This window comes from Candidatus Chloroploca sp. Khr17 (genome assembly GCF_004138165.1).
Lineage (GTDB): Bacteria > Chloroflexota > Chloroflexia > Chloroflexales > Chloroflexaceae > Chloroploca.
This window is the reverse complement of record NZ_RYFF01000056.1, coordinates 1-19,166: the sequence shown is the minus strand read 5'-3', so window position 1 is coordinate 19,166 and position 19,166 is coordinate 1. Positions and strand designations below refer to the sequence as shown.

Genomic DNA, 19,166 nt, shown 5'->3' with positions numbered 1-19,166 from the left:
CAAATGCGGTCATTTCCTGTTACATATAAAGTTAGCATCCTCTCACAACCAAGAAGGCTTTGTGCTGTCAGGTCACTGCTGACTACCAAGATCATCAGCCCAGTTGTGTCATTTCGTTAATGTATTCGGGTTAATTTATGCCATCGTTGGTGACCATTGTCTGCATGTTCGTGCTCGTTGTGACGGCTTTGACCAGCAGCATTGTGAGTCTGCAGAGTTGGCGACGGCGTGATCGCGTCTGGGCTCGTCCGTTGTCGTTGGCTGGCATTGCCGTTACGATCATGGCTGCAGGTTATGCGGTTGAGCTAGCCAATACTCAGCTTGAGCACATACTCCTGGCAGTGCGTTTTCAATATATTGGCATCGTGAGCATCCCCGTCTTCTGGCTCTGGTTTGCGCTGACCTACACGGGCCGAAGCAAAATGGTTGATACATCCCGCCAGTATGCTTTGCTGATCGTGCCGGCGTTAACCCTGATCCTGGCGTGGACGAACGACTTTCATGGTTTAATCTGGCAAAACACTGCGGTTAACGTTAATGAAAACGGTACTTTTTTTGCGCCAACGTACGGTTCTTGGTTTTGGGTGCATACACTCTATAGCTATAGCTTGATCCTGCCGGCGACTGGTTTCTTGATGATGACCGCGCTGCGTACGCATCGGCTCTTTCGTTGGCAGGCGCTGATGCTCGTGATGGCCGCAGTTGCGCCTCTGCTCGGCAATCTTCTGTATCTGCTACGGATCGGGCCGGGTCAGTTTCTTGACCTGTTGCCCATCGGGTTTGGTATCTCGGTGATACTGGTCGCCCTGCTGACAATGAGGGGGCGTCTGCTTGAAGTGATTCCTCTGGCACGTACGTTGACGTTTGAGCAGATGCGCGATGGGGTGGTTGTGCTTGATCCTGAGCGGCGCATTGTTGATCTCAATATCACCGCAAGCAAGATGTTTAATCGTGCGATTGCCGAGGTGATTGGGATGCCGATTACCGCCCTCTTTCCTCCTGATACCAACCTCCCCATCGAATACCTGACAGCCCACGAGATTGATGAGGAGATCGCCCTTACGACCAGCACAGGCCTGCGTTGGTTCTCGATCCAGGTGTTTCCGCTTGCGGGGTGGCGAGGGCGGATCAAAGGCTGGTTGGTTCACTGGCGCGATATCACCAGCCGTCGCCAGGACGAGGAGTTGCTGCGGTTGCGCAATGCTGAACTTGAAGCTTTGCATCTTTCTCTGCAACAAGAGTTGGCCGAGCGTCGGCGCGCTGAAATCGCCCTTGCCCAGGCACGCGACATGGCTGAGGCTTCGAGTCGTACCAAAAGTGCGTTTATTGGCAATATGAGTCACGAGCTTCGCACACCACTGACCTCGATCATTGGATATGCACAATTGATCCAGCGCCAAATTGTTGGCAGCGATCATGACTTGATCCGCTCTGAACTTGATATCATCATCAGTGCCGGTCGCCACCAGGTGGAACTGATCAATGATGTGCTCGATCTTGCGAAAATCGAGGCTGGTCAGATGCAATTCAAGTATGGTGAATTCGCGATCGGCCCGTGGATTGATCGCACCGTCCAGATGGTGCAACCACTGACTCAGCGTGGGGGCAATCGCTTAGTCATTGATGTGTCAGATGAGGTTGAGACCTACTATGGTGATGAGCAAAAAATCGGTCAGATTTTGATTAATCTGCTTTCCAATGCCGCCAAGTTTACGCAACAGGGTACGATTACCCTGCAGGTCAGGTATGATCTCCGCAACGATGGTGCATGGATCGAGTTCAGTGTGCATGATACGGGGATTGGCATTGCACCTGCCTTTCTTACGACGATCTTTGAAGAATTTTCGCAGATCCCTGGTTCACTTCAACAACAGTATGGTGGTACCGGGCTTGGTCTGACGATCTGCAAACGCTATACCGAGTTGATGAAAGGGACGATTAGCGTAACGAGTGAAGAAAACCGGGGCTCTTCGTTCTATGTGCGTCTGCCGGTTGAACGTGATTGGGCCATTATTGCGCCCCCAACCATGGCTCTTGAAGTCTCGGGCAAACGAATATATGTGGCCGACACAGGAGAAGTATATGCCTCGCCTCCTTCTCGTTGAAGATAATGAAATGAACCGACAAATGATCGTCGGACATCTGAAGTGGCTCGGGTACGAGGTCTTCCTGGCCGCCGATGGGCATCAGGCGGTTGAATTGGCCGCCGATCTCCATCCTGATCTGATCTTGATGGATATGGGCCTGCCTTTGTTGAGCGGTTGGGAGGCGACGACCCAGATCAAGGCTAATCCTGTCTTAGCAACGATTCCGATTATTGCGCTGACTGCCTATGCAATGAGTGATGATTATCATCGCAGCATGGCCGCCGGATGCGATGCATTTGAAACCAAGCCGATTGACTTTGATCATCTGGTGGCGACGATGGAACGCTTGCTCGCAGGGGCGAGCTAGTTCCGCTTAGGCTTGCTTGAACCTGTAGCTCTTAGCCCTAGGCTTTCTCTCCTGCCTGCTTGACAGGCACGTATCTCTGTTTGTATAATAGGGGGCATGACAACCATTTGTTTATAATCAAAACTATGACAAAGATATGGTTCAACCGAGCTTAACCGCTTGGAGTGCCGACTTCAGTCGGCTTCCTGTTCAGCCGACTGAAGTCGGCACTCCAAACACCGCAAACCGTCAAGCTCGGTTGAAACATGTCTAAGCATGAAAGGAAAGGCTGGCGATTATGCAATATCTGAGTCCCCCTCTGCGTGCCTGGCTCAAAGGGTTTCATATTCTCTTCGCGAGCGCCTGGGTTGGCGCTGCGCTCTGTATGACGATCCTCACGTTTGTTGGTCAGCCTGCTAGTGGCGAGGCGTTGTATGCTGGCCTGCTTGCGCTGCAGATGATTGACAACTGGGTCATCATTCCAGCAGCGATAGGTTCGCTCTTGACGGGTTTGCTGATCAGCTGGCGCACCCCGTGGGGCTTTTTCAAGTGGCGCTGGGTAACGCTCAAGTGGATCGGGACAGTGGCAATGATCCTCTTTGGTTCCTTCTTCCTCGGCCCCTGGCTCAATGGCATGGTCGCTATCGCTGCTGCCGATCCATTGGTCGCCCTGCAAGATCCGACCTTTCTGCGCAATCAGTCGGCCATTGCGCTATCGGTCGCTCCGCAGGTGTTGTTGCTCTTGACGCTGATCTTCATTTCGGTGCTCAAGCCGTGGAAGCGTGCCGCGAAACGCTAAGCTAAGGTTGATGTACGATGAGTGACTTTCAGCTTGAGCATTCGCTCGGCTATCTGCTCTATCTGGCCCATACTCGTATGCGCCAGGAGTTGCAGCGCCAATTTGCCGCCCACGGCTACTCGATCACGATGCCACAGTGGCTCATTCTCAATCGCCTCTGGCAAGAGGAGGGCCTCACACAGCACGACCTTGCCGAGCGTACGTTTCGCGATAAGACAACGACGGCGCGCACATTGGCGTTGCTGATCGAGCAGCAGTTTGTTGTGCGTGAGCGCGATCCGGTCGATCGGCGCAATTACCAAATCTCGCTGACGCCGGCCGGGCGTGCGCTCAAAGACGAACTGATCCCGCTGGCCCAGGGCGTCATTGCGCAGGCTACCGCAGGGCTCCGCGATGATGAGGTCGCTGTCTTGAAAAACCTGCTCGCAACCCTCTATGCGAATATTGCGCTCGATCCCCTTGAACCCTTGCCCCCGGATCGGGAGTGATCCGGGGTAAGACTTGGCACCATACGCATCAGGGTGACGGCTGACGTCCTGCTACGGTAACGGAGTTTCCTGATACACGTCTGGCGCAGCTATCCGTCGCACACTTGGCGTCCAGATGTTCTCTCGACGCAGCTTTGCGCCTTTGCGTCAAAAAAACCGCCTTATGTGCAAGGTAATCGCCCTAAGCCGCAACCAGTTGCCGTACATGCTCGTTTGAGCGCCCATAGCTCACGATGGCAACCTCGAGCCCGTAGTCCTGATAGCGATGGAGCGTACGGGCGATGCTGGCGATGATCCATCTGATGTCGTTGCCAAAGACACCTCCACCAAGCAGGGTCAGGAAGAGGCGCGGCGAGCCGTACGTGGCGGCATTGATGATGCCGGCGCAGATCGTCGCTTCGTAGGCCGCTTCGAGCACCAGCCGAGCAAAGGGCTCCCAGAGATCAGTGGGATGACTCGCATACGCGACCGGCAGGGCTGAACAGTAGGCCTGCGAGACGAGGTGCCCAGACGCCGCGATGGTCACCTGGGTTTGCCATTGCATGCCGATGCGAAGCAACCCGCGCAGTTCATCACGTTCAGCTTCGCTTGCGGCTTGCAGCCGCTCGGCGATCGCGGTGAGCCCGCTGCGCGAGGGGAGGGCATAGCCGTTCTGCATGTGCCAAAGTTCGCCGTTAGCGTTGCCCAGCGCCTGACCGAGATCGGCCAGACAATCGATCTGGTTGCTGGCCGTTTGCCCGCTTGCACCGTTGACTGGCGCAAAATAGTTGCGATAGATTGTCCCCGCGCCAGCGGCAACGGCGCATGCCGGCCCCTGGGTATGGTCATGTTCATAGATGCCCACGCCCTCTTCGGGGGTGACGTTCGGCGACGCCATTTCGAGCAGGTTGAACTGCGAGGCAACTTGAAAGAGCGCTGATGCGTTGGCCGGGTCAGCGTGAAGGTGCTGCACATTCGCGACAACTTCGCGTATCGTCAAATGCCCGTACACCGACGTACACGCGGCAGCCTCGCGTCGCAACTCGCCGAGCGACGGGGTTGCCAGTTGACCACAGACAAAGGTTGCGCCATTCGCCGTTGAATGAAGGTGCGTGCCCTCAACCCGCAGGTGGGTGCGCACGTCGCTAGGCGAGGTTTCACGCACTCCGGTGAGCTTTTCAAACCAGGTCATGGGTTCAATCTCCTCGTGGCAATTGCAAGACAACGCTTTCGAGCACCAGTTGTGGGTTGCCATTTTCACGAAGTTGTTGCACCGCCTGGTTGATCTTCGCAACCATGGTATATGCCTGACGCGCATCATAGCGTCGTGCAGCCTGTGCGAGATGCTCCTGCCGATCAAGGTTGATCACGCTTTCAGCGCACCCAGCCGCCACGAGCAGCACATCGCGCCACCAACTCTGCCAGAGGTCAAGCCAGGCAAAGACGGTCGCCTGTTCGCCGGTGCGGTACTCTTTGGCCCGTTGTTCGGCCCAACGCAGGCCAGCGCTCACGCCCTGTTGTGATAAGGCAAGCAAGCTTTCAAGTTGCTCATCGCGTTGGGCGATCGCCTCGGGCTGGGCAAGCATCTGGATCGCCCACCCGATCCGCCCCCCACTCCAGGCCGCAAGGGTGGCTGCCTCATCTGAGGCAATCCCGCGTGCCTCTAACGCCGTTGCCACCTCACGGCGTGGCAAGGGCCGCAACCGCAAGACACGACAGCGCGAGACAATCGTCGGCAGCAGGTTAGTGCTATTGGCAACCAAAATCAGGGTTGCGTACGGCGGTGGTTCCTCAAGTGTTTTCAGCATCGCATTCGACGCCTCCTCATTGAGGCGTTCGGCATCGTGCAGGATCAAGATCCGGCGCCGCGCCTCATAGGGGCGCAGGCTTAGATCGTTTTGCCATGCGCGGATCGTCGCAATCTTCAATTCCTTCTGGCGCGCCGCCTCGTCGGCTTTCAAGCCCGCGGCCTGGGTCGCCATACTCGCAATGCGCACATCGGGATGATTGCCTCGCTCGATGCGGCGGCAGGTGCGACAGGTCAGACACGGCTCGCCCAGGCCCGCTTCACAGTTGAGGGCCTGGGCAAAACGCAAGGCGAGCAGTGCCTTGCCGATCCCCGGGACGCCACTGATCAGATAGGCGTGGGCATCGGTTCCCGCCTGAATGTTGTTTTTTAACTGGGCGATCGCCCAATCATGACCGAGGATCTGCCAGGGCATAGCTCTCCTGCGAGGGTTGCGCGTGTCTGGCCCATTATAGCATCACGCGGGGCGCAGCACCTGCGCCCTAGTGCCCCTCCCTCCTCTCTGCTTGTCTTGCAAAAAGCCAGCGTAGCTGGCTTTTTGCAGGACAAGCAAACCTCCTACCCAAGCTCGGCAACTGCGCTCAGCGCAACTCTCCCATCGGGCCCCTGGGCTTCAAGCATGACGCGCTCTTCTTCGGGCGTGGCGACGAGACGGAAGGGGGCTAGGTCAAAGAGCGGGGCCTGGCCGCGAAAGCTAAAGCCCGTGATGCGGCGGTTGGTCGAGTGGCGTACCAGTTCGAGCAGCAGCACGGCCGTCAGGGGGCCATGCACGACCAGTCCTGGATAACCCTCTTCATTGGTCGCATAGGGCCGGTCGTAGTGAATGCGGTGCGCGTTGAAGGTCAGGGCCGAAAAGCGAAAGAGCAACCGCGGATCGGGTGTGACGGTGCGCGTCCACGCTCCCTCGGGAACCGGGGGGAGTTCGGCGGGCACCGGCGCGGGCACTGGTGGCCCGGGCTCGCGGTAGACGATGTCCTGCTCTTCTTCAAGGCAGAGGATGCCTTGCTGGTAAAACTGGTAGCCAACGGTGACAAAGGCTAGGTTGCCACTGCGCCCTGACTTTTGCACGATATTGCGGATCTCGCCCTTGCGCTGAGCTGTTCGCCCGAGCAGCAAAGGGCGATAGAATGTAAGTCGCGCACCAGCAAACATGCGACGTGGATACGGAATCGGCGGCAGAAACCCGCCGCGTTCGGGGTGCCCGTCACTACTCAGTTTTGACTGTGGGGCGCGGGGCACAAAATAGAACCAGTGCCACAATGGCGGCAGCGTCGCGTTGCCGTTGATCATGGTGGTCGTATCATCAAGCGTTGCCGCCGCCGCATATGCCTGCGCGGGACTCAGATCGTCTTCCAGCAGTTCGGTGGTACCGATCCAACTGCTGAACGTTGCCTCTGCGTCACTCATTGTTTGCTTCCTTAGCCGGAGGATCTATCGTGCGCTTACACCGACCAGCATCGCTGGTCGGTGTAAGCGCACCGCTCCAACTTTGCATCTGATGATATTCTGACATATAATTCGACATTATAACATTGCTACCCCAAAAAAGTGACTCCCTGAACTTCTTTGCGTGATGTGTCTTGACGCATATCGAGGGCGATATGCATACATATTGAAGCGGAGGCAAATCGTTGAGCAAGCGCGAGCGTATTCCTACGGATCAGGCGGATGCGACGGACGTTGCCGAGACAGCAACGGGGGTGCCTGAGGGCGAAGGAGCAGCACAGGTTTCCCCTGAGGCTGAACCAGCGCAACCACCACCCTCAACGGCGCAGCACCAGGAGAAACCGCACGTGAAGCCGCTCCCACCTTCCGATCGTCCTTCAGATCACGAACAGTTACCTCTGAGTGGCATTCGCGTGGTGGATGTCGGCAACTTCCTGGCTGGCCCGTATGCGGCTTCGATTATGGGCGAGTTTGGTGCCGAGGTGCTGAAGGTTGAACACCCGATTTCCGGCGATCCCATGCGCCGTTTTGGGACACCAACCAAGCGTCACGATGCGACTCTTGCATGGCTTAGTGAGGGGCGCAATAAGAAGTCGGTGACCATCGATCTTCGCCAGAAAGAGGGCGTGCAGATCTTTCTCAAGCTCATCGCCAAATCTGATGTGCTGATCGAGAATTTTCGCCCCGGGACGATGGAAGAGTGGGGCCTTGGCTGGGAGCAGTTGCGTGAGGCGAATCCCCGCCTGGTGGTGCTGCGGGTTTCGGGGTATGGGCAGACTGGCCCCTACCGCCGTCGCTCTGGGTTTGCCCACATCGCCCACGCCTTTGGCGGCCTCTCGTATCTTGCCGGTTTCCCTGGTGAGACGCCGGTGTTGCCCGGCACCGTGCCCCTCGGCGATTATATGTCGAGTCTCTATGGGATCATCGGGGTGCTGGTGGCGCTGCGCCATCAGGAGGAGACCGGGCGCGGGCAGGTGATTGATGTCGGCATCTATGAGGCGGTCTTTCGTCAACTCGATGAGATCGCGGCTGCCTATGGCCTTTTTGGCAAGGTGCGCGAACGCGAAGGCTCGGGCAGCTTTGTCGCGGTGCCCCACGGCCATTTTCGCACCAAAGATGACAAGTGGATCGCGATTGCTTGTACGACCGACAAGATGTTCGAGCGCCTCGCTGAAGCGATGGAACAGTCTGAACTCGCGACGACCGGGCTCTACGGCGATCAGCGCAAGCGCCTCGCCGCCCGCGATCAGGTCAATCAGATTGTGATCGAGTGGGTCGGTTCGCTCACGCGTGCCGAGGTGCTCGAACGCTGCCTCGAGAAAGAGGTGCCCGTCGGCAAGGTCAATAGCATTGCCGATATCTTTGAAGATGAGCATTTTCAGGCCAGAGGCAATCTCGCCAGGTTTGAGGAAGAGGGCCTCGGTGAGGTGGTCGTGCCCGCAGTGGTGCCGACGCTTTCGGCAACCCCCGGGCGCATTACCAACCTGGGGCCGCCCCTCGGCGACGCGACCTATGAAGTGATGCGCGAACTGCTCGATATTACGGCGGACGAGATTCGACGGCTGCGGCAGCACAAGATTATTTGAGAAGGATATAACCCATGACCGCAGAGTCTGCACCTGCGTTGCCCCTGGCGGGCATTCGTGTCATTGATGTGGCAACGGTGATTGCCGCCCCCTACTGCGCGACGCTGCTCGGTGAGTTTGGCGCTGATGTGTTGAAGGTTGAGCATCCGGTTGGCGGTGATGCCCTGCGCCGCTTTGGGACGCCCAGCCAGCGCGGCGATACGCTGACCTGGCTCAGTGAGGCGCGCAATAAGCGCTCAGTAACAATTGACCTCCATCGTCCCGAAGGCGTGGCCGTGTTCAAGCAACTGATCGCGCAGAGCGATGTGCTCTGTGAGAATTTTCGCCCCGGTACGCTCGAAAAATGGGGCCTCGGCTGGGAAGTGTTGCACGAGCTCAATCCTGGTCTGATTATGCTCCGTGTCACTGGCTATGGCCAGACCGGCCCCTACAAGGATCGTCCCGGGTTTGCCCGTGTTGCTCACGCCGTCGGTGGCATTGCCTATCTCGCCGGAATGCCCAGGGGTACCCCGGTGACGCCTGGCTCAACGACGCTTGGTGATTACATGACGGGTTTGTACGGCTGCCTCGGTGTGTTGCTGGCGCTGCGCCATCGCGATCGCACTGGTCAAGGTCAGTATGTTGATGCCGCACTCTACGAGTCGGTCTTTCGTTGTACCGATGAACTTGCCCCGGCTTATGGCATGTACGGCATCGTTCGCGAACGCCACGGCCCATCACACAACGATTTCGCCTGTCCGCACGGCCACTTCCCGACCAAAGATGGCAAGTGGGTCGCGATCTCGTGTGCCACCGACAAGCTCTTTGCGCGCCTCGCCTTGGCTATGGGCAGGCCCGAGCTCGCCTCGTCGAGTACCTATGGCGAACAGAAGACGCGCCTCGAACATCGCCACGATGTTAATGAGATTGTTCGCGACTGGTGTGGTTCACTCACGCGCGATGAGGTGCTTGACCGCTGTTATGAGACCGGGACGCCCGCCGGACCACTCAACAACATTGCCGATATCTTCGGCGACCGCCAGTTTCACGCTCGCCGCAACTTGATGGCGGTTGATGTCCCGGATACCGGTGAAACCGTCATTGTCCCGTCAACAATTCCCAAGCTCTCGGAAACCCCCGGTAGCCTGCGCAGTCTCGGCCCGAAACTCGGCGAGCATACCACCGAAGTTCTGACCGAACTGCTTGGCATGGACGAACAACAGATCGCTGAACTTCGCCAGAAACGGGTTATTTAACGCTGGCATGCGTCAGACCTCGCCGGTCTTCAAGACCGGTGAGGTCTCACAGGAATAACTATGCAAGGCATTCTCAAGGGTCTGCGGGTGATCGAGGGCTCGGCCTTCGTCGCTGCCCCGCTCGGCGGGATGACCCTGGCTCAACTTGGTGCCGATGTCATCCGCTTCGATCCCATCGGTGGGGGTCTTGATTATCGTCGCTGGCCTGTCACCGAGACCGGCCAGAGTCTCTTCTGGGCTGGCCTCAATAAGGGCAAACGCTCGATCGCCGTTGATCTGCGCCATCCGCGTGGGCAAGAGTTGCTCACGCAGTTGATCGCGCTCCCCGGTGACGAGGGCGGCATCTTCAGTACCAATTTTCCGGCGCGCGGTTGGCTCAGCTATGAGGCGCTGCAAAAGCAGCGCGCCGATCTCGTGATGGTCAATCTGCTCGGTCGCCGCGATGGTGGCTCGGACGTTGACTATACGATCAATCCGCAACTCGGCTTTCCGTTCATGACTGGGCCAACCAGTACGCCCGAGCCGGTCAATCATGTCTTGCCAGCCTGGGATTTCATTGCTGGGCAGATGATCGCGGTGGCGATCCTCGCCGCCGAGCGCCATCGCCGCTTGACTGGCGAGGGTCAATTGGTCAAGCTGGCGCTCAAGGATGTTGGTCTGGCGATGCTTGGGCATCTTGGCATGATCGCCGAGGTGATGGTCAACGATACCGATCGCCCGCGTCAGGGCAACTATCTCTATGGGGCCTTTGGGCGCGATTTTGAGACGCTTGATGGCAAGCATGTCATGGTCGTTGGTTTGACCAGTTTGCAGTGGAGTTGCCTGACGAAGGCGACGGGGATGGCCGAGCAGTTTGCGGCCCTAGGCCAGCGCCTCGGGCTTGATCTCGCTCAAGAGGGCAATCGTTTCCGCGCTCGTCACGCCCTCGCTGATTTGCTTGATCCCTGGTTTCGCGCCCGCACCCTCGCCGAGATTAGTCAGATCTTCGAGGCTCACCGGGTCACCTGGGCGCCCTATCGCAGCGTCCGCGAGGCACTCGCCGAAGATCCTGATTGCTCGACCGACAATCCGATGTTCGCGCTGCTTGAACAACCCGGCCTTGGCACCTACCTCGCCGCTGGCTCGCCGCTCGCTTTTAGCCAGGTTCCACGGTTCCCCGTGACGCCTGCGCCACGCCTCGGCGAACATACCGACGAAATCCTGCTCGACATGCTTGGCCTGAGCGAGGCTGAAGTCGGCAAACTGCACGATGATGGCATCGTTGCAGGGCCTGCCTGATCAAAGGAGACCAGAATGAAGCTACCCGTGAATTTCTATAAGCCGCTGGCGACCGGCGCCCCGCAGCCGCTGCGCGAGTTGCCGATTCGCCCCGAGCGGATGATCCATTTTTTTCCGCCCCATATCGAGAAGATCCGCGCCCGTCTGCCCGAAACGGCCCGCCAGGTTGATGTGCTCTGCGGCAACCTCGAAGATGCAATCCCGCTTGATGCCAAAGAAGCCGCCCGCGCTGGCTTTATCGAGGCCATTGCGACCCTCGATGCCCCCGAGACCGCCATCTGGGTGCGCGTCAATGCCCTCAATAGCCCGTGGATCCTCGATGATATGGACCAGATTGTCAAAGCCGTGGGCAATCGCCTCGATGTGATCATGCTCCCCAAGGTCGAAGGCCCCTGGGATATTCATTTTGCTGACCAGTACCTCGCCCTGCTTGAAGCACGGTATGGCGTGCAGAAGCCGATCCTCTTGCACGCCCTGCTCGAAACAGCCGAAGGGGTCAAGAATGTCGAGCAGATCGCCGGCGCAAGCCCCCGGATGCACGGGCTCAGCCTTGGCCCAGCCGATCTCGCCGCGTCACGCGGGATGAAGACCACCCGCGTCGGCGGCGGCCATCCTTTCTACGGTGTGCTCACCGATCCCGTCGAAGGCCAGACCGAGCGCGCCTTCTATCAGCAGGATCTCTGGCACTATACCGTTGCCCGTATGGTCGACGCCTGTGTTGCGCATGGCATCCGCGCCTTCTACGGGCCATTTGGCGACCTCAAAGATGAAGCAGCCTGCGAGTCGCAGTTCCGCAATGCCTTTCTCATGGGTTGCACGGGGGCCTGGTCGCTTGCCCCGAATCAAATCCCGATTGCCCGCCGCGTCTTTAGCCCCGATGTCAAAGAAGTTCTCTTTGCCAAACGCATCCTCGAAGCGATGCCCGACGGGGCCGGCGTTGCGATGATCGACGGCAAAATGCAAGATGACGCCACCTGGAAACAGGCCAAGGTCATTGTTGACCTCGCTCGCCTCGTCGCCAAAAAAGACCCCGAACTGGCCGAAGCCTACGGACTCTAGGGGCAAGACCTTTCAAATAAGGACGAGAAGAGACTTCACAGGTCTTCAAAACCTGTGAAGTCTGACGGGCACTCGCCCTGTTTCTTGCGGCACGACTGGCCTGGGAGCGCGGGCATCAGCGGGCGGGACGCCCGCGCTCCCAGGGCGCGAAGTATCAGGAAATTTAGTTCACAAACTACTAAGTTTCCTGGCGTCCTCAGCCGACCACGAACGGGGCCACAAAAAAACGAAGAGCGCATGGGGCAGCCCATATTCGTTTATTCGTGATCAATATTCGTGGTCGGCAAGGGCTGTCAGAAAACTCCCTTCACACACCACGAACATTTATACACATGGGTTTCAGCGCCCTGCGCCGGATCCAATTTCAAGGAGCAGCGATGCCTAGCAAAACCAGAGCAGGGAACTTTTTCGAGGATTTTTATGTTGGTCAAGAGTTGATCCACGCAACGCCGCGTACCGTCACCGAGGGCGATGTGGCGCTCTATACGGCGCTCTTTGGTTCGCGGTTTGCGCTCAACAGTTCGACGCCCTTTGCCCAGACGCTTGGCCTCGAGCGTGCGCCCCTCGATAGCATGCTGACGTTCCATATCGTCTTTGGCAAAACCGTGCCCGACATTTCGCTCAATGCCATCGCCAATCTCGGCTATGCCAATGGCCGTTTTGGGCAACCAGTCTATCCTGGTGATACGATCACGACCCGCTCGACGGTGCTTGGTCTGCGCCAGAATCGTGATGGCAAGACCGGCGTTGTCTATGTGCGTTCCGTTGGCTCAAACCAGCACCATCAAATGGTCGTTGAATATACGCGCTGGGTGATGGTACGCAAAAAGAACCTGGAGGCCCCCGCCCCCGAGCCGGTGATCCCAACGCTGGTCGAAGCGGTTGATGTGGCCGACCTGCACGTTCCCTATGCGTTGACGCCAGGCAGTTATGATACCGATCTCGCAGGCAGTCCCTATCTCTGGGAAGACTACGAGGTTGGCGAGCGCATTGATCACGTTGATGGCATCACCATTGAAGAGGCCGAACATATGCTGGCGGCGCGCCTCTACCAGAATACCGCCCGTGTTCACTTCAATCAGCATGTTGAACGCGAGGGCCGTTTTGGTCGCCGCATCATTTATGGCGGCCACATCATCAGCCTCGCCCGGGCGCTCTCGTTCAACGGGTTAGCCAATGCACTCAGCATCGCGGCGATCAACGGGGGGCGTCACACCAACCCGACCTTTGCCGGCGACACCATCTACGCCTGGTCCGAGATCCTTGCGCACGAGCCCTTGCCGGGCCGCACCGATTTTGGTGCGTTACGTGTTCGCACCGTTGCCCTCAAAGATCACGCTGCCTCCGATTTTCTCTACCAGGATAGTGCAGGCACCTATGATCCCGCCGTCGTGCTCGACGTTGATTACACCGTGCTCATGCCCCGCCGCACCGCCTAAGCACGCATAATCCTGCCTCTCCCAACGCAAGCTCATCCCTGCCGCTCAGCACGCAAGCTTCGCTTGCGTGCTGAGCGGCAAAAAACCTACTCACTACTACTGCCTGACCCGCGCTTGAGGCTCTGCAACAGCACTGTCCCTGGCCCTTGCAGACGGGTCATAAAGATGCCCTCGCCCCCAAAGAAAGCCCGCCCAACGCTGCCAACCGTCTGAATATCGTAGTCAACGCTATCGGCAAAAGCGGCGAGATTGCCCGTACTGACCAGCAAGGTCTCGTTCTGGGCAAGTTGGCGACGATCGAAGTCCCCGCTGCCGTGCAACAGCACCTTGCCCTCGCCCGAGATGCGTTGCAGGAAGAGCCCGGCCCCGCCAAAGAAGGCCGCCCCGGCCCGTCGGGCGATCACGACCGTAATATCTACGTCGCTTCCCCAGGCCGCCAGAAACGAGCCACGCGTCGCCAGCACGGGGCCATCAGCAAGATCCCACTCGGTGATATGTCCAGGCGCATTCGAGGCGATCAGGGCAAACTGGCCCGCCTGGGTCGTTTCGGCATAGGTAAGCGAAATACCCTCGCCTGCCAGCGAGCGACGCAAAGCTCCGCCAAGCCCACCAGGCACCCGCGGCCGCCACTCGATCCCGGGCGAATAGGCCATCAACGCGCCCTTGCTCAGCCAGACAGCCTCACCCGGCGCAAAATCGAGGCGTGCGCGTTGGGCAATCGTTCCTATAATGGTATATTCCATGATTCCTCCTTGTAAACGAGAGCACTCCTAGTCTAGAACAAATATCTTTCAACCAAGCTCACGCGTCGTCGTAAAGGATTCCCTCACCTAGACAAGGTTTCAGAAAGAGCTTTTGAGCATAACAGTCGGCCTCAGCCGACTAAAGTCGGCACTCCCACGACGTAGGGCGCAAACTGTCAAGTGCCTACGAACCTTGTCCTACGCGAAAACCTTTGCGCCTTTGCGTCAAAACAATCGCCTTCGTTGCAAAGTATTGCGTCTAGGACTGCTATATTCGTTCGGCGACCACGATTGACCAGTGTACCCCCGCCCGTCCACCATCGGCTTCAACGTCTTGTTTCAGTACACCCAAGCCGGAGGCCGCACAGCATTGGGCCAGTTCATCCTGATCGATGGGCGTATAGAGACGGCCATCGGGCTCGCGGGGCGTTGTCGTCTCACTGGCACGATACGTCAGCACCAGCCGCCCACCGGGACGCATAATTCGCGCCAATCCGGCCACGGCGGGCGCAAGCGCCTCAGACGGCAGATGCATCAAGACGGCACTACAGAGCACATTCGCATAGCTCTCATCGGGAATCGTCGCGAGGTGAGGCAACGTATCGTGGCGCAGATCAAGCTCGGGATACGCAGCGCGTGCTGCGGCAACCATACCGATCGAGCCATCATAGCCAACCGTAGGAAAGCCTGCCGCCACAAGCCAGGCCGTATCGCGGCCACTGCCGCAACCAATATCAACGGTCGGCTGCCCGGGCACAAACGCCGCCAGCACCTGCAGTTGCAACGCACGTGGCGTTTTGCTCCGTTGGGTCTGCGTGAAACGCTCGGCCTCGGCGTCATAGACCGCAAGTGTCGTTGGATCCAGACGTCACCTCTCTATCTGTTCAATCTGTCCTTCCGCCAGCAGTTGCCGCCCCTGGACAAACAGACTGATCTGGGCGAGACCAAGCCAGACCAAGAGCAGCACCAGCCCGAATTGGACAATGGCAAACCAGAAGGGCGCACTGACCTGGATAGCCGCGACCTCGTCGCGTAACTGGATGACAATGGTTTCATAGTCAGCGACGACCGTCATCGCCTCATCGAGATTCAACGCAATGAGATCGAGGCCCTCAGCTACCTCTTCTAAATCATCTGCAATCGTACGCAGATTATCCTGCGCCGTTCCAAGGCCCTCAGTCACTTCATCGAGCGCCGTTGGCAGATCAACCAGACTATCGGCAACCTGTTTGATGGCGACGCTCAACGGCACCTCGGGCTCATAGCGGAGCCCAAAAAAACCGAGGGTACCGAGCACATCATCAACGAGGCGGGCCGACTCGCTCGCGGCCTTGAGCGCCTGATTGGTCGAGTCAAGTGTCTTGGGCAAACTCGTCCCGGTCACATCGCGGAGCGTGGTGAGCGTGGGATCGGTTGCAACCAGGGTACGCGAGGCACTATTGACCGTGTTACTCAGCGATTGGATTGTCACCTGCGTGTCAGCGAGCGTCCCATCGGCCACCTGCAACCCCTCCTGGGTCACCAGCAAGGCGCGATCGAGGGTTCCAAGCTCACGCGAGAGCGCCTCGGAGGCGACCCGTCCCGTCACGAGCACAAAAAGAATGCCCGACAGACTGATGAGCAGACCGAGCCAGGCGGTCGCCATCAGGGTCAGGCCGAGCGTGCGCTTGGAAGGAGAGCGAGGAACCGAAGACTGTGGTGGCATACGTTTGTTCGTTGATCAGGCAGCGCTCTGGCCGGTTTTCAGAAAGCGCGAGTCGGGATGACTCGCCTCCTGGGTAAGTAATTGAGCGACTGTTTGGGCGAGATCCTCTGAGTCAACCGGCTTGGTGAGAAACGCATTGACACCGATCCCGGCGGCCTTGATTTCATCAGTCTCTTTGCTGCTGGCGGTAACAATCACAATAGGCATCTTGGCATACCGTGGATCACTGCGGATGCGTTCAACCAGCGCAAGCCCATCAAGGCGAGGCATCGTCAAATCGGTCACCATCAGATCGATTGGTACCGTCGCCAGACATTCGAGGGCGTGTACCCCATCGTGCGCAGAAACAACAGCATAGCCATGGTGCTCTAGCACAAAACTCATCAAACGATGATTTGGCGCATAATCATCAACTACCAGAATAGTGCTCATCGAGCATTATATCCCTTTCATAAGCAAACTCTTGGTAAGACTCCAGTGATTATGACCTGGAACTGGCGTATAGGTCACATCATCCATAAGATTACGGATCAAAAAGATACCCAGGCCACCACTCGGTACATCATCAAGATCCGGCGGCTCATAGCTCGCTGCATCAAACGGCTTGCCGGTATCTTGCAACTCAATTGTTAACTGCGGCGGATCAAAAGCAAGCGTCAGCGTAATGAGAATACGCCCTTCACCCTTATTTTCATATGCATGGCGAACAATATTCGTACATGCTTCATGGACTGCTAGTTGAATATTATAAATCACCATTTCAGCATCTTGCATCTGCTCAAGCAAGCGTAGCATATCGGCAATGCAATCGCCCAACAGATGAAGGTAGGTATAGCGGGCCGGCAGGTCAAGCCGGACCTGTTCCGGTTGAGGCACTGTCACGACACTGCTCCTTTTAGTATGACGAGAGTCTGATCATCATCTTGTTTGCCCCCTTGACCAAAGTCTTCAGTCTCGGCAAAGAATGCCTCCGCGATCTCGTGCGCGCTCTTGTGATGAGAGGCATTGACCAGTTGGAGCAGGCGTTCAATGCCAAGCAGATCATCATCGTGATCGCGCACATCGGTGAAGCCATCGGTGGCGGCAACCAGCAGATCCCCAGGTCCGAGGCGCAGGCGCTGATTTCGGCACGGATTCACTGGCAAGATGCCGATCGCCGTGCTATCGGCGCGTAGCAACACCGCCTCACCATCGCAGGGTCGGTAGATCACTGGTGCGTGGCCCGCATTGGCGTACATCAAGACATTGCTCCCTGGTTCGAACTGTCCAACCAGGGCCGTCGCAAAGACACCCACCCTGGTAAAGTCGTTATACAAATCCTCATTTGACTGGCGCATAATTGCTTCTGGCGTTGGATAAGGCATAAACTGGGCTTTGCTATGGATCGCGGTGCGCGTCATCGTCATCAAGAGCGCCGCAGACAAGCCTTTGCCTGTTACATCGCCGATGACAAAGATAAACGGTCGTCCATCTTGCACCACAAAGTCATAAAAATCGCCCCCAACCTCTGAGGCAGGACGTGAATGTGCATAGATATCGAGCCCGGCGATGCTTGGCAAGGTTGGCGGCAGCAATTCGAGTTGCACCCGGCGGGCCAGATCCATTTCAGTACGGAGCTTGGCCTGGTCAAACATCTCTTGATAGAGTAAGACCCGATCAATCTGCGCACTTGCCTGATCGGCGATCGCCTTGCTCAGCTTGATGTCAGGGGTGCCAAAGCCGCCGGATCGATTAATAATCGCCAGGCCAGCCATAAAATTATTACGAATACGCAGGGGAAGATATAAGAGATTATACAACCCTTCTGGCCCGTCTGTGGGGCGTACTTTGGGGAGATGGATTGGCTGTTCGGTCGCCAACCCTTGCCAGTAGAGTTGCCAGAGGTAGTCATCAGGCAGAAACCCCTCGGGTTGTTGCACCAGCAACGCATCTTGCCCCGAGCTTGGCACAAACAGCATGCTACACACGTCGGCTTTCAGAATCCGCATCGTCTCTTTTACGACCACGTCTAATGTCTGCTCGACGGTGACATACTCGCGCATCCGCTGGGTCAGGCGATAGAGGGCCAGTTGTTGATCCTGACTGGTGACCAGATCAGCGGTTATCTGCTGCAGCTCTTCTTCGAGTTGCAACAGATAGCTGATCAATTCTGCATCAGCGCGGAGCCGTTGTTCAAAGGCTGTGCCGGTAATGCCGGCGACGCGCAACTCACCGATTTCCTCGGTACCCTGTATTATCAATGGAGCGCGGAGGCTGGGGTTGGTGAGACGATGACTCGAAGGCCAGTAGACAAGCGGATGTCCATCCTGCCAGACCCCAAAGGCCGACGCACCCAGGGCTAGCCATGACTCGGCCAGGGCCGCAAAGCGTGCGTATTGTGAACTGAGGATGGATACTAACATAACTTACTTTGCAAAAGCTTTGAGCGCGTGCTCTTCATCGGCAAAAATCGTAAAGGCCTTATCCAGACGGGTTAATTCAAAGGTCATATAGACTGACCGCCGCATCCCACAGAGATAGATTTCCCCCTGATGTTGCTGCGCTCGCTTCATCGCCTGTACCAGCGTTGCCAGGCCAGTCGAGTCAGCAAAGGTCGTCTCGCTCAGGTTGACCAGCACACGACACCCTGGTTTTGTGGTCATTTGTTCAAGCCACGCTGCGACCGGGGCGACTGTATTGGCATCAAACCGTCCGATGATATCGACAATGTTGACCTTGTCCACAAGGCGTGTTTTCATCTCCATAACCCGAGCCTCTCTTTCGCATGCTGTTTCAACCAGAAAAATTTTTTGCAGGTGAAGGTTGAGCGCATTGTCACAACCATTTGGCCGTGTTGATCGCCCTGGGTGAGCATGATCCGCACGTGCATGATACTACACATTGCAAGCAAACTTTACGGAAATAGCCCGTAAAGCCCAGGAGCTTTAGCCCTGGGATAGAAGGGCTTCACCCGCTTGAGCGGCTTCAGCCCAGGTAGCACAAACTTGCAATTTAAGCAACTATGTGCCATACTTAAACCATGCGAAAGACGTTCAAATACCGCATCTACCTCACGAACGGCCAACGGCGTATCCTTGAGCAGCAGCTTGAGGAGTGCCGCTGGGTGTATAACGAGACGCTTGCCGAGCGCAAGCGGGCGTACGAGGAACGTGGCGAGTCTCTTCGGCTG

General features: G+C 57.5%; 20 protein-coding genes. 10 read left to right on the top strand and 10 right to left on the bottom strand.

The annotated features are described in order from the left end of the window. The first annotated feature begins 137 nt into the window (after positions 1–137). From EKD05_RS21555 to EKD05_RS21540, 4 genes are all read left to right on the top strand, one after another. A complete protein-coding gene (locus EKD05_RS21555; RefSeq protein WP_129677025.1) occupies positions 138–2,105 on the top strand; it encodes a histidine kinase N-terminal 7TM domain-containing protein in 1,968 nt (655 codons plus the stop codon). Then, on the top strand, positions 2,083–2,454 hold the full coding sequence (locus EKD05_RS21550; RefSeq protein ID WP_129677023.1) for a response regulator: 372 nt from the start codon (positions 2,083–2,085) through the stop codon (positions 2,452–2,454). The genes EKD05_RS21555 and EKD05_RS21550 overlap by 23 nt, the downstream gene beginning before the upstream one ends. A 277-nt stretch (positions 2,455–2,731) precedes the next feature. Next, the gene (locus EKD05_RS21545; RefSeq protein WP_129677021.1) at positions 2,732–3,232 is read left to right on the top strand and encodes a hypothetical protein; all 501 of its coding nucleotides are present in this window, start codon (positions 2,732–2,734) and stop codon (positions 3,230–3,232) included. A gap of 17 nt (positions 3,233–3,249) precedes the next feature. Then, complete coding sequence (locus EKD05_RS21540) at positions 3,250–3,720, top strand: MarR family winged helix-turn-helix transcriptional regulator (protein ID WP_129677019.1); 471 nt, start codon at positions 3,250–3,252, stop codon at positions 3,718–3,720. Positions 3,721–3,901: 181 nt separating this feature from the next. Here EKD05_RS21540 and EKD05_RS21535 read toward each other — a convergent pair whose 3' ends face one another. From EKD05_RS21535 to EKD05_RS21525, 3 genes are all read right to left on the bottom strand, one after another. Continuing rightward, on the bottom strand, positions 3,902–4,891 hold the full coding sequence (locus EKD05_RS21535) for a hypothetical protein (RefSeq protein WP_129677017.1): 990 nt from the start codon (positions 4,889–4,891) through the stop codon (positions 3,902–3,904). Between the two features lie 4 nt (positions 4,892–4,895). Beyond that, positions 4,896–5,921 (bottom strand): DNA polymerase III subunit delta', encoded by a 1,026-nt coding sequence (gene holB, locus EKD05_RS21530; RefSeq protein ID WP_129677015.1) that lies wholly within the window; start codon positions 5,919–5,921, stop codon positions 4,896–4,898. Between the two features lie 143 nt (positions 5,922–6,064). After that, the gene (locus EKD05_RS21525) at positions 6,065–6,913 is read right to left on the bottom strand and encodes an acyl-CoA dehydrogenase (RefSeq protein ID WP_129677012.1); all 849 of its coding nucleotides are present in this window, start codon (positions 6,911–6,913) and stop codon (positions 6,065–6,067) included. 386 nt (positions 6,914–7,299) lie between these two features. Here EKD05_RS21525 and EKD05_RS21520 point away from each other — a divergent pair, with 386 nt between their 5' ends. The 5 genes from EKD05_RS21520 (at position 7,300) to EKD05_RS21500 (ending at position 13,549) form a co-directional block, all read left to right on the top strand. Beyond that, a complete protein-coding gene (locus EKD05_RS21520) occupies positions 7,300–8,538 on the top strand; it encodes a CaiB/BaiF CoA-transferase family protein (RefSeq protein ID WP_165360877.1) in 1,239 nt (412 codons plus the stop codon). Positions 8,539–8,552: 14 nt separating this feature from the next. Then, positions 8,553–9,773, top strand: coding sequence for a CaiB/BaiF CoA-transferase family protein (locus tag EKD05_RS21515; protein WP_129677010.1), 1,221 nt, complete (start codon positions 8,553–8,555; stop codon positions 9,771–9,773). A gap of 60 nt (positions 9,774–9,833) precedes the next feature. Then, the gene (locus tag EKD05_RS21510) at positions 9,834–11,051 is read left to right on the top strand and encodes a 2-methylfumaryl-CoA isomerase (RefSeq protein WP_129677008.1); all 1,218 of its coding nucleotides are present in this window, start codon (positions 9,834–9,836) and stop codon (positions 11,049–11,051) included. Positions 11,052–11,066: 15 nt separating this feature from the next. After that, the gene (locus EKD05_RS21505; protein ID WP_129677006.1) at positions 11,067–12,110 is read left to right on the top strand and encodes a CoA ester lyase; all 1,044 of its coding nucleotides are present in this window, start codon (positions 11,067–11,069) and stop codon (positions 12,108–12,110) included. 377 nt (positions 12,111–12,487) lie between these two features. Further along, complete coding sequence (locus tag EKD05_RS21500) at positions 12,488–13,549, top strand: MaoC family dehydratase (RefSeq protein ID WP_129677003.1); 1,062 nt, start codon at positions 12,488–12,490, stop codon at positions 13,547–13,549. Positions 13,550–13,635: 86 nt separating this feature from the next. Here EKD05_RS21500 and EKD05_RS21495 read toward each other — a convergent pair whose 3' ends face one another. The 7 genes from EKD05_RS21495 to EKD05_RS21465 all read right to left on the bottom strand — a co-directional run bounded on the left by EKD05_RS21495 (position 13,636) and on the right by EKD05_RS21465 (position 18,741). Beyond that, complete coding sequence (locus EKD05_RS21495; RefSeq protein WP_129677001.1) at positions 13,636–14,292, bottom strand: TIGR00266 family protein; 657 nt, start codon at positions 14,290–14,292, stop codon at positions 13,636–13,638. A gap of 268 nt (positions 14,293–14,560) precedes the next feature. Further along, positions 14,561–15,076, bottom strand: coding sequence for a bifunctional 2-polyprenyl-6-hydroxyphenol methylase/3-demethylubiquinol 3-O-methyltransferase UbiG (locus EKD05_RS21490; protein WP_165360876.1), 516 nt, complete (start codon positions 15,074–15,076; stop codon positions 14,561–14,563). An 84-nt stretch (positions 15,077–15,160) separates the two neighbouring features. Then, the gene (locus tag EKD05_RS21485; RefSeq protein ID WP_129676996.1) at positions 15,161–15,997 is read right to left on the bottom strand and encodes a hypothetical protein; all 837 of its coding nucleotides are present in this window, start codon (positions 15,995–15,997) and stop codon (positions 15,161–15,163) included. A gap of 15 nt (positions 15,998–16,012) precedes the next feature. Then, positions 16,013–16,429 (bottom strand): response regulator, encoded by a 417-nt coding sequence (locus tag EKD05_RS21480; RefSeq protein WP_129676994.1) that lies wholly within the window; start codon positions 16,427–16,429, stop codon positions 16,013–16,015. A 6-nt stretch (positions 16,430–16,435) separates the two neighbouring features. Continuing rightward, positions 16,436–16,879 (bottom strand): ATP-binding protein, encoded by a 444-nt coding sequence (locus EKD05_RS21475; RefSeq protein ID WP_129676992.1) that lies wholly within the window; start codon positions 16,877–16,879, stop codon positions 16,436–16,438. After that, the gene (locus tag EKD05_RS21470) at positions 16,876–18,399 is read right to left on the bottom strand and encodes a PP2C family protein-serine/threonine phosphatase (RefSeq protein ID WP_129676990.1); all 1,524 of its coding nucleotides are present in this window, start codon (positions 18,397–18,399) and stop codon (positions 16,876–16,878) included. Before EKD05_RS21470 ends, EKD05_RS21475 begins: the two co-directional genes overlap by 4 nt. A gap of 3 nt (positions 18,400–18,402) precedes the next feature. Beyond that, positions 18,403–18,741 carry an STAS domain-containing protein gene (locus EKD05_RS21465; RefSeq protein WP_129676987.1) on the bottom strand — a complete coding sequence of 113 codons (339 nt, stop codon included), beginning with the start codon at positions 18,739–18,741 and terminating at the stop codon, positions 18,403–18,405. A gap of 275 nt (positions 18,742–19,016) precedes the next feature. Between EKD05_RS21465 and EKD05_RS27295 the strand changes: the two genes are divergently transcribed. Continuing rightward, on the top strand, positions 19,017–19,166 hold a 150-nt coding region (locus EKD05_RS27295), incomplete at its 3' end, for a helix-turn-helix domain-containing protein (protein ID WP_165360875.1).

Bases quoted from the DNA above. Each gene is read 5' to 3' on its own strand.
- EKD05_RS21485 (WP_129676996.1), bottom strand. From the start codon at position 15,997: ATGCCACCACAGTCTTCGGTTCCTCGCTCTCCTTCCAAGCGCACGCTC.
- EKD05_RS21525 (WP_129677012.1), bottom strand. From the start codon at position 6,913: ATGAGTGACGCAGAGGCAACGTTCAGCAGTTGGATCGGTACCACCGAA.
- holB (WP_129677015.1), bottom strand. From the start codon at position 5,921: ATGCCCTGGCAGATCCTCGGTCATGATTGGGCGATCGCCCAGTTAAAA.
- EKD05_RS21510 (WP_129677008.1), top strand. From the start codon at position 9,834: ATGCAAGGCATTCTCAAGGGTCTGCGGGTGATCGAGGGCTCGGCCTTC.
- EKD05_RS21495 (WP_129677001.1), bottom strand. From the start codon at position 14,292: ATGGAATATACCATTATAGGAACGATTGCCCAACGCGCACGCCTCGAT.
- EKD05_RS21555 (WP_129677025.1), top strand. From the start codon at position 138: ATGCCATCGTTGGTGACCATTGTCTGCATGTTCGTGCTCGTTGTGACG.
- EKD05_RS21480 (WP_129676994.1), bottom strand. From the start codon at position 16,429: ATGAGCACTATTCTGGTAGTTGATGATTATGCGCCAAATCATCGTTTG.
- EKD05_RS21535 (WP_129677017.1), bottom strand. From the start codon at position 4,891: ATGACCTGGTTTGAAAAGCTCACCGGAGTGCGTGAAACCTCGCCTAGC.
- EKD05_RS21550 (WP_129677023.1), top strand. From the start codon at position 2,083: ATGCCTCGCCTCCTTCTCGTTGAAGATAATGAAATGAACCGACAAATG.
- EKD05_RS21470 (WP_129676990.1), bottom strand. From the start codon at position 18,399: ATGTTAGTATCCATCCTCAGTTCACAATACGCACGCTTTGCGGCCCTG.
- EKD05_RS21540 (WP_129677019.1), top strand. From the start codon at position 3,250: ATGAGTGACTTTCAGCTTGAGCATTCGCTCGGCTATCTGCTCTATCTG.
- EKD05_RS21500 (WP_129677003.1), top strand. From the start codon at position 12,488: ATGCCTAGCAAAACCAGAGCAGGGAACTTTTTCGAGGATTTTTATGTT.
- EKD05_RS21545 (WP_129677021.1), top strand. From the start codon at position 2,732: ATGCAATATCTGAGTCCCCCTCTGCGTGCCTGGCTCAAAGGGTTTCAT.
- EKD05_RS21505 (WP_129677006.1), top strand. From the start codon at position 11,067: ATGAAGCTACCCGTGAATTTCTATAAGCCGCTGGCGACCGGCGCCCCG.
- EKD05_RS21465 (WP_129676987.1), bottom strand. From the start codon at position 18,741: ATGGAGATGAAAACACGCCTTGTGGACAAGGTCAACATTGTCGATATC.
- EKD05_RS21515 (WP_129677010.1), top strand. From the start codon at position 8,553: ATGACCGCAGAGTCTGCACCTGCGTTGCCCCTGGCGGGCATTCGTGTC.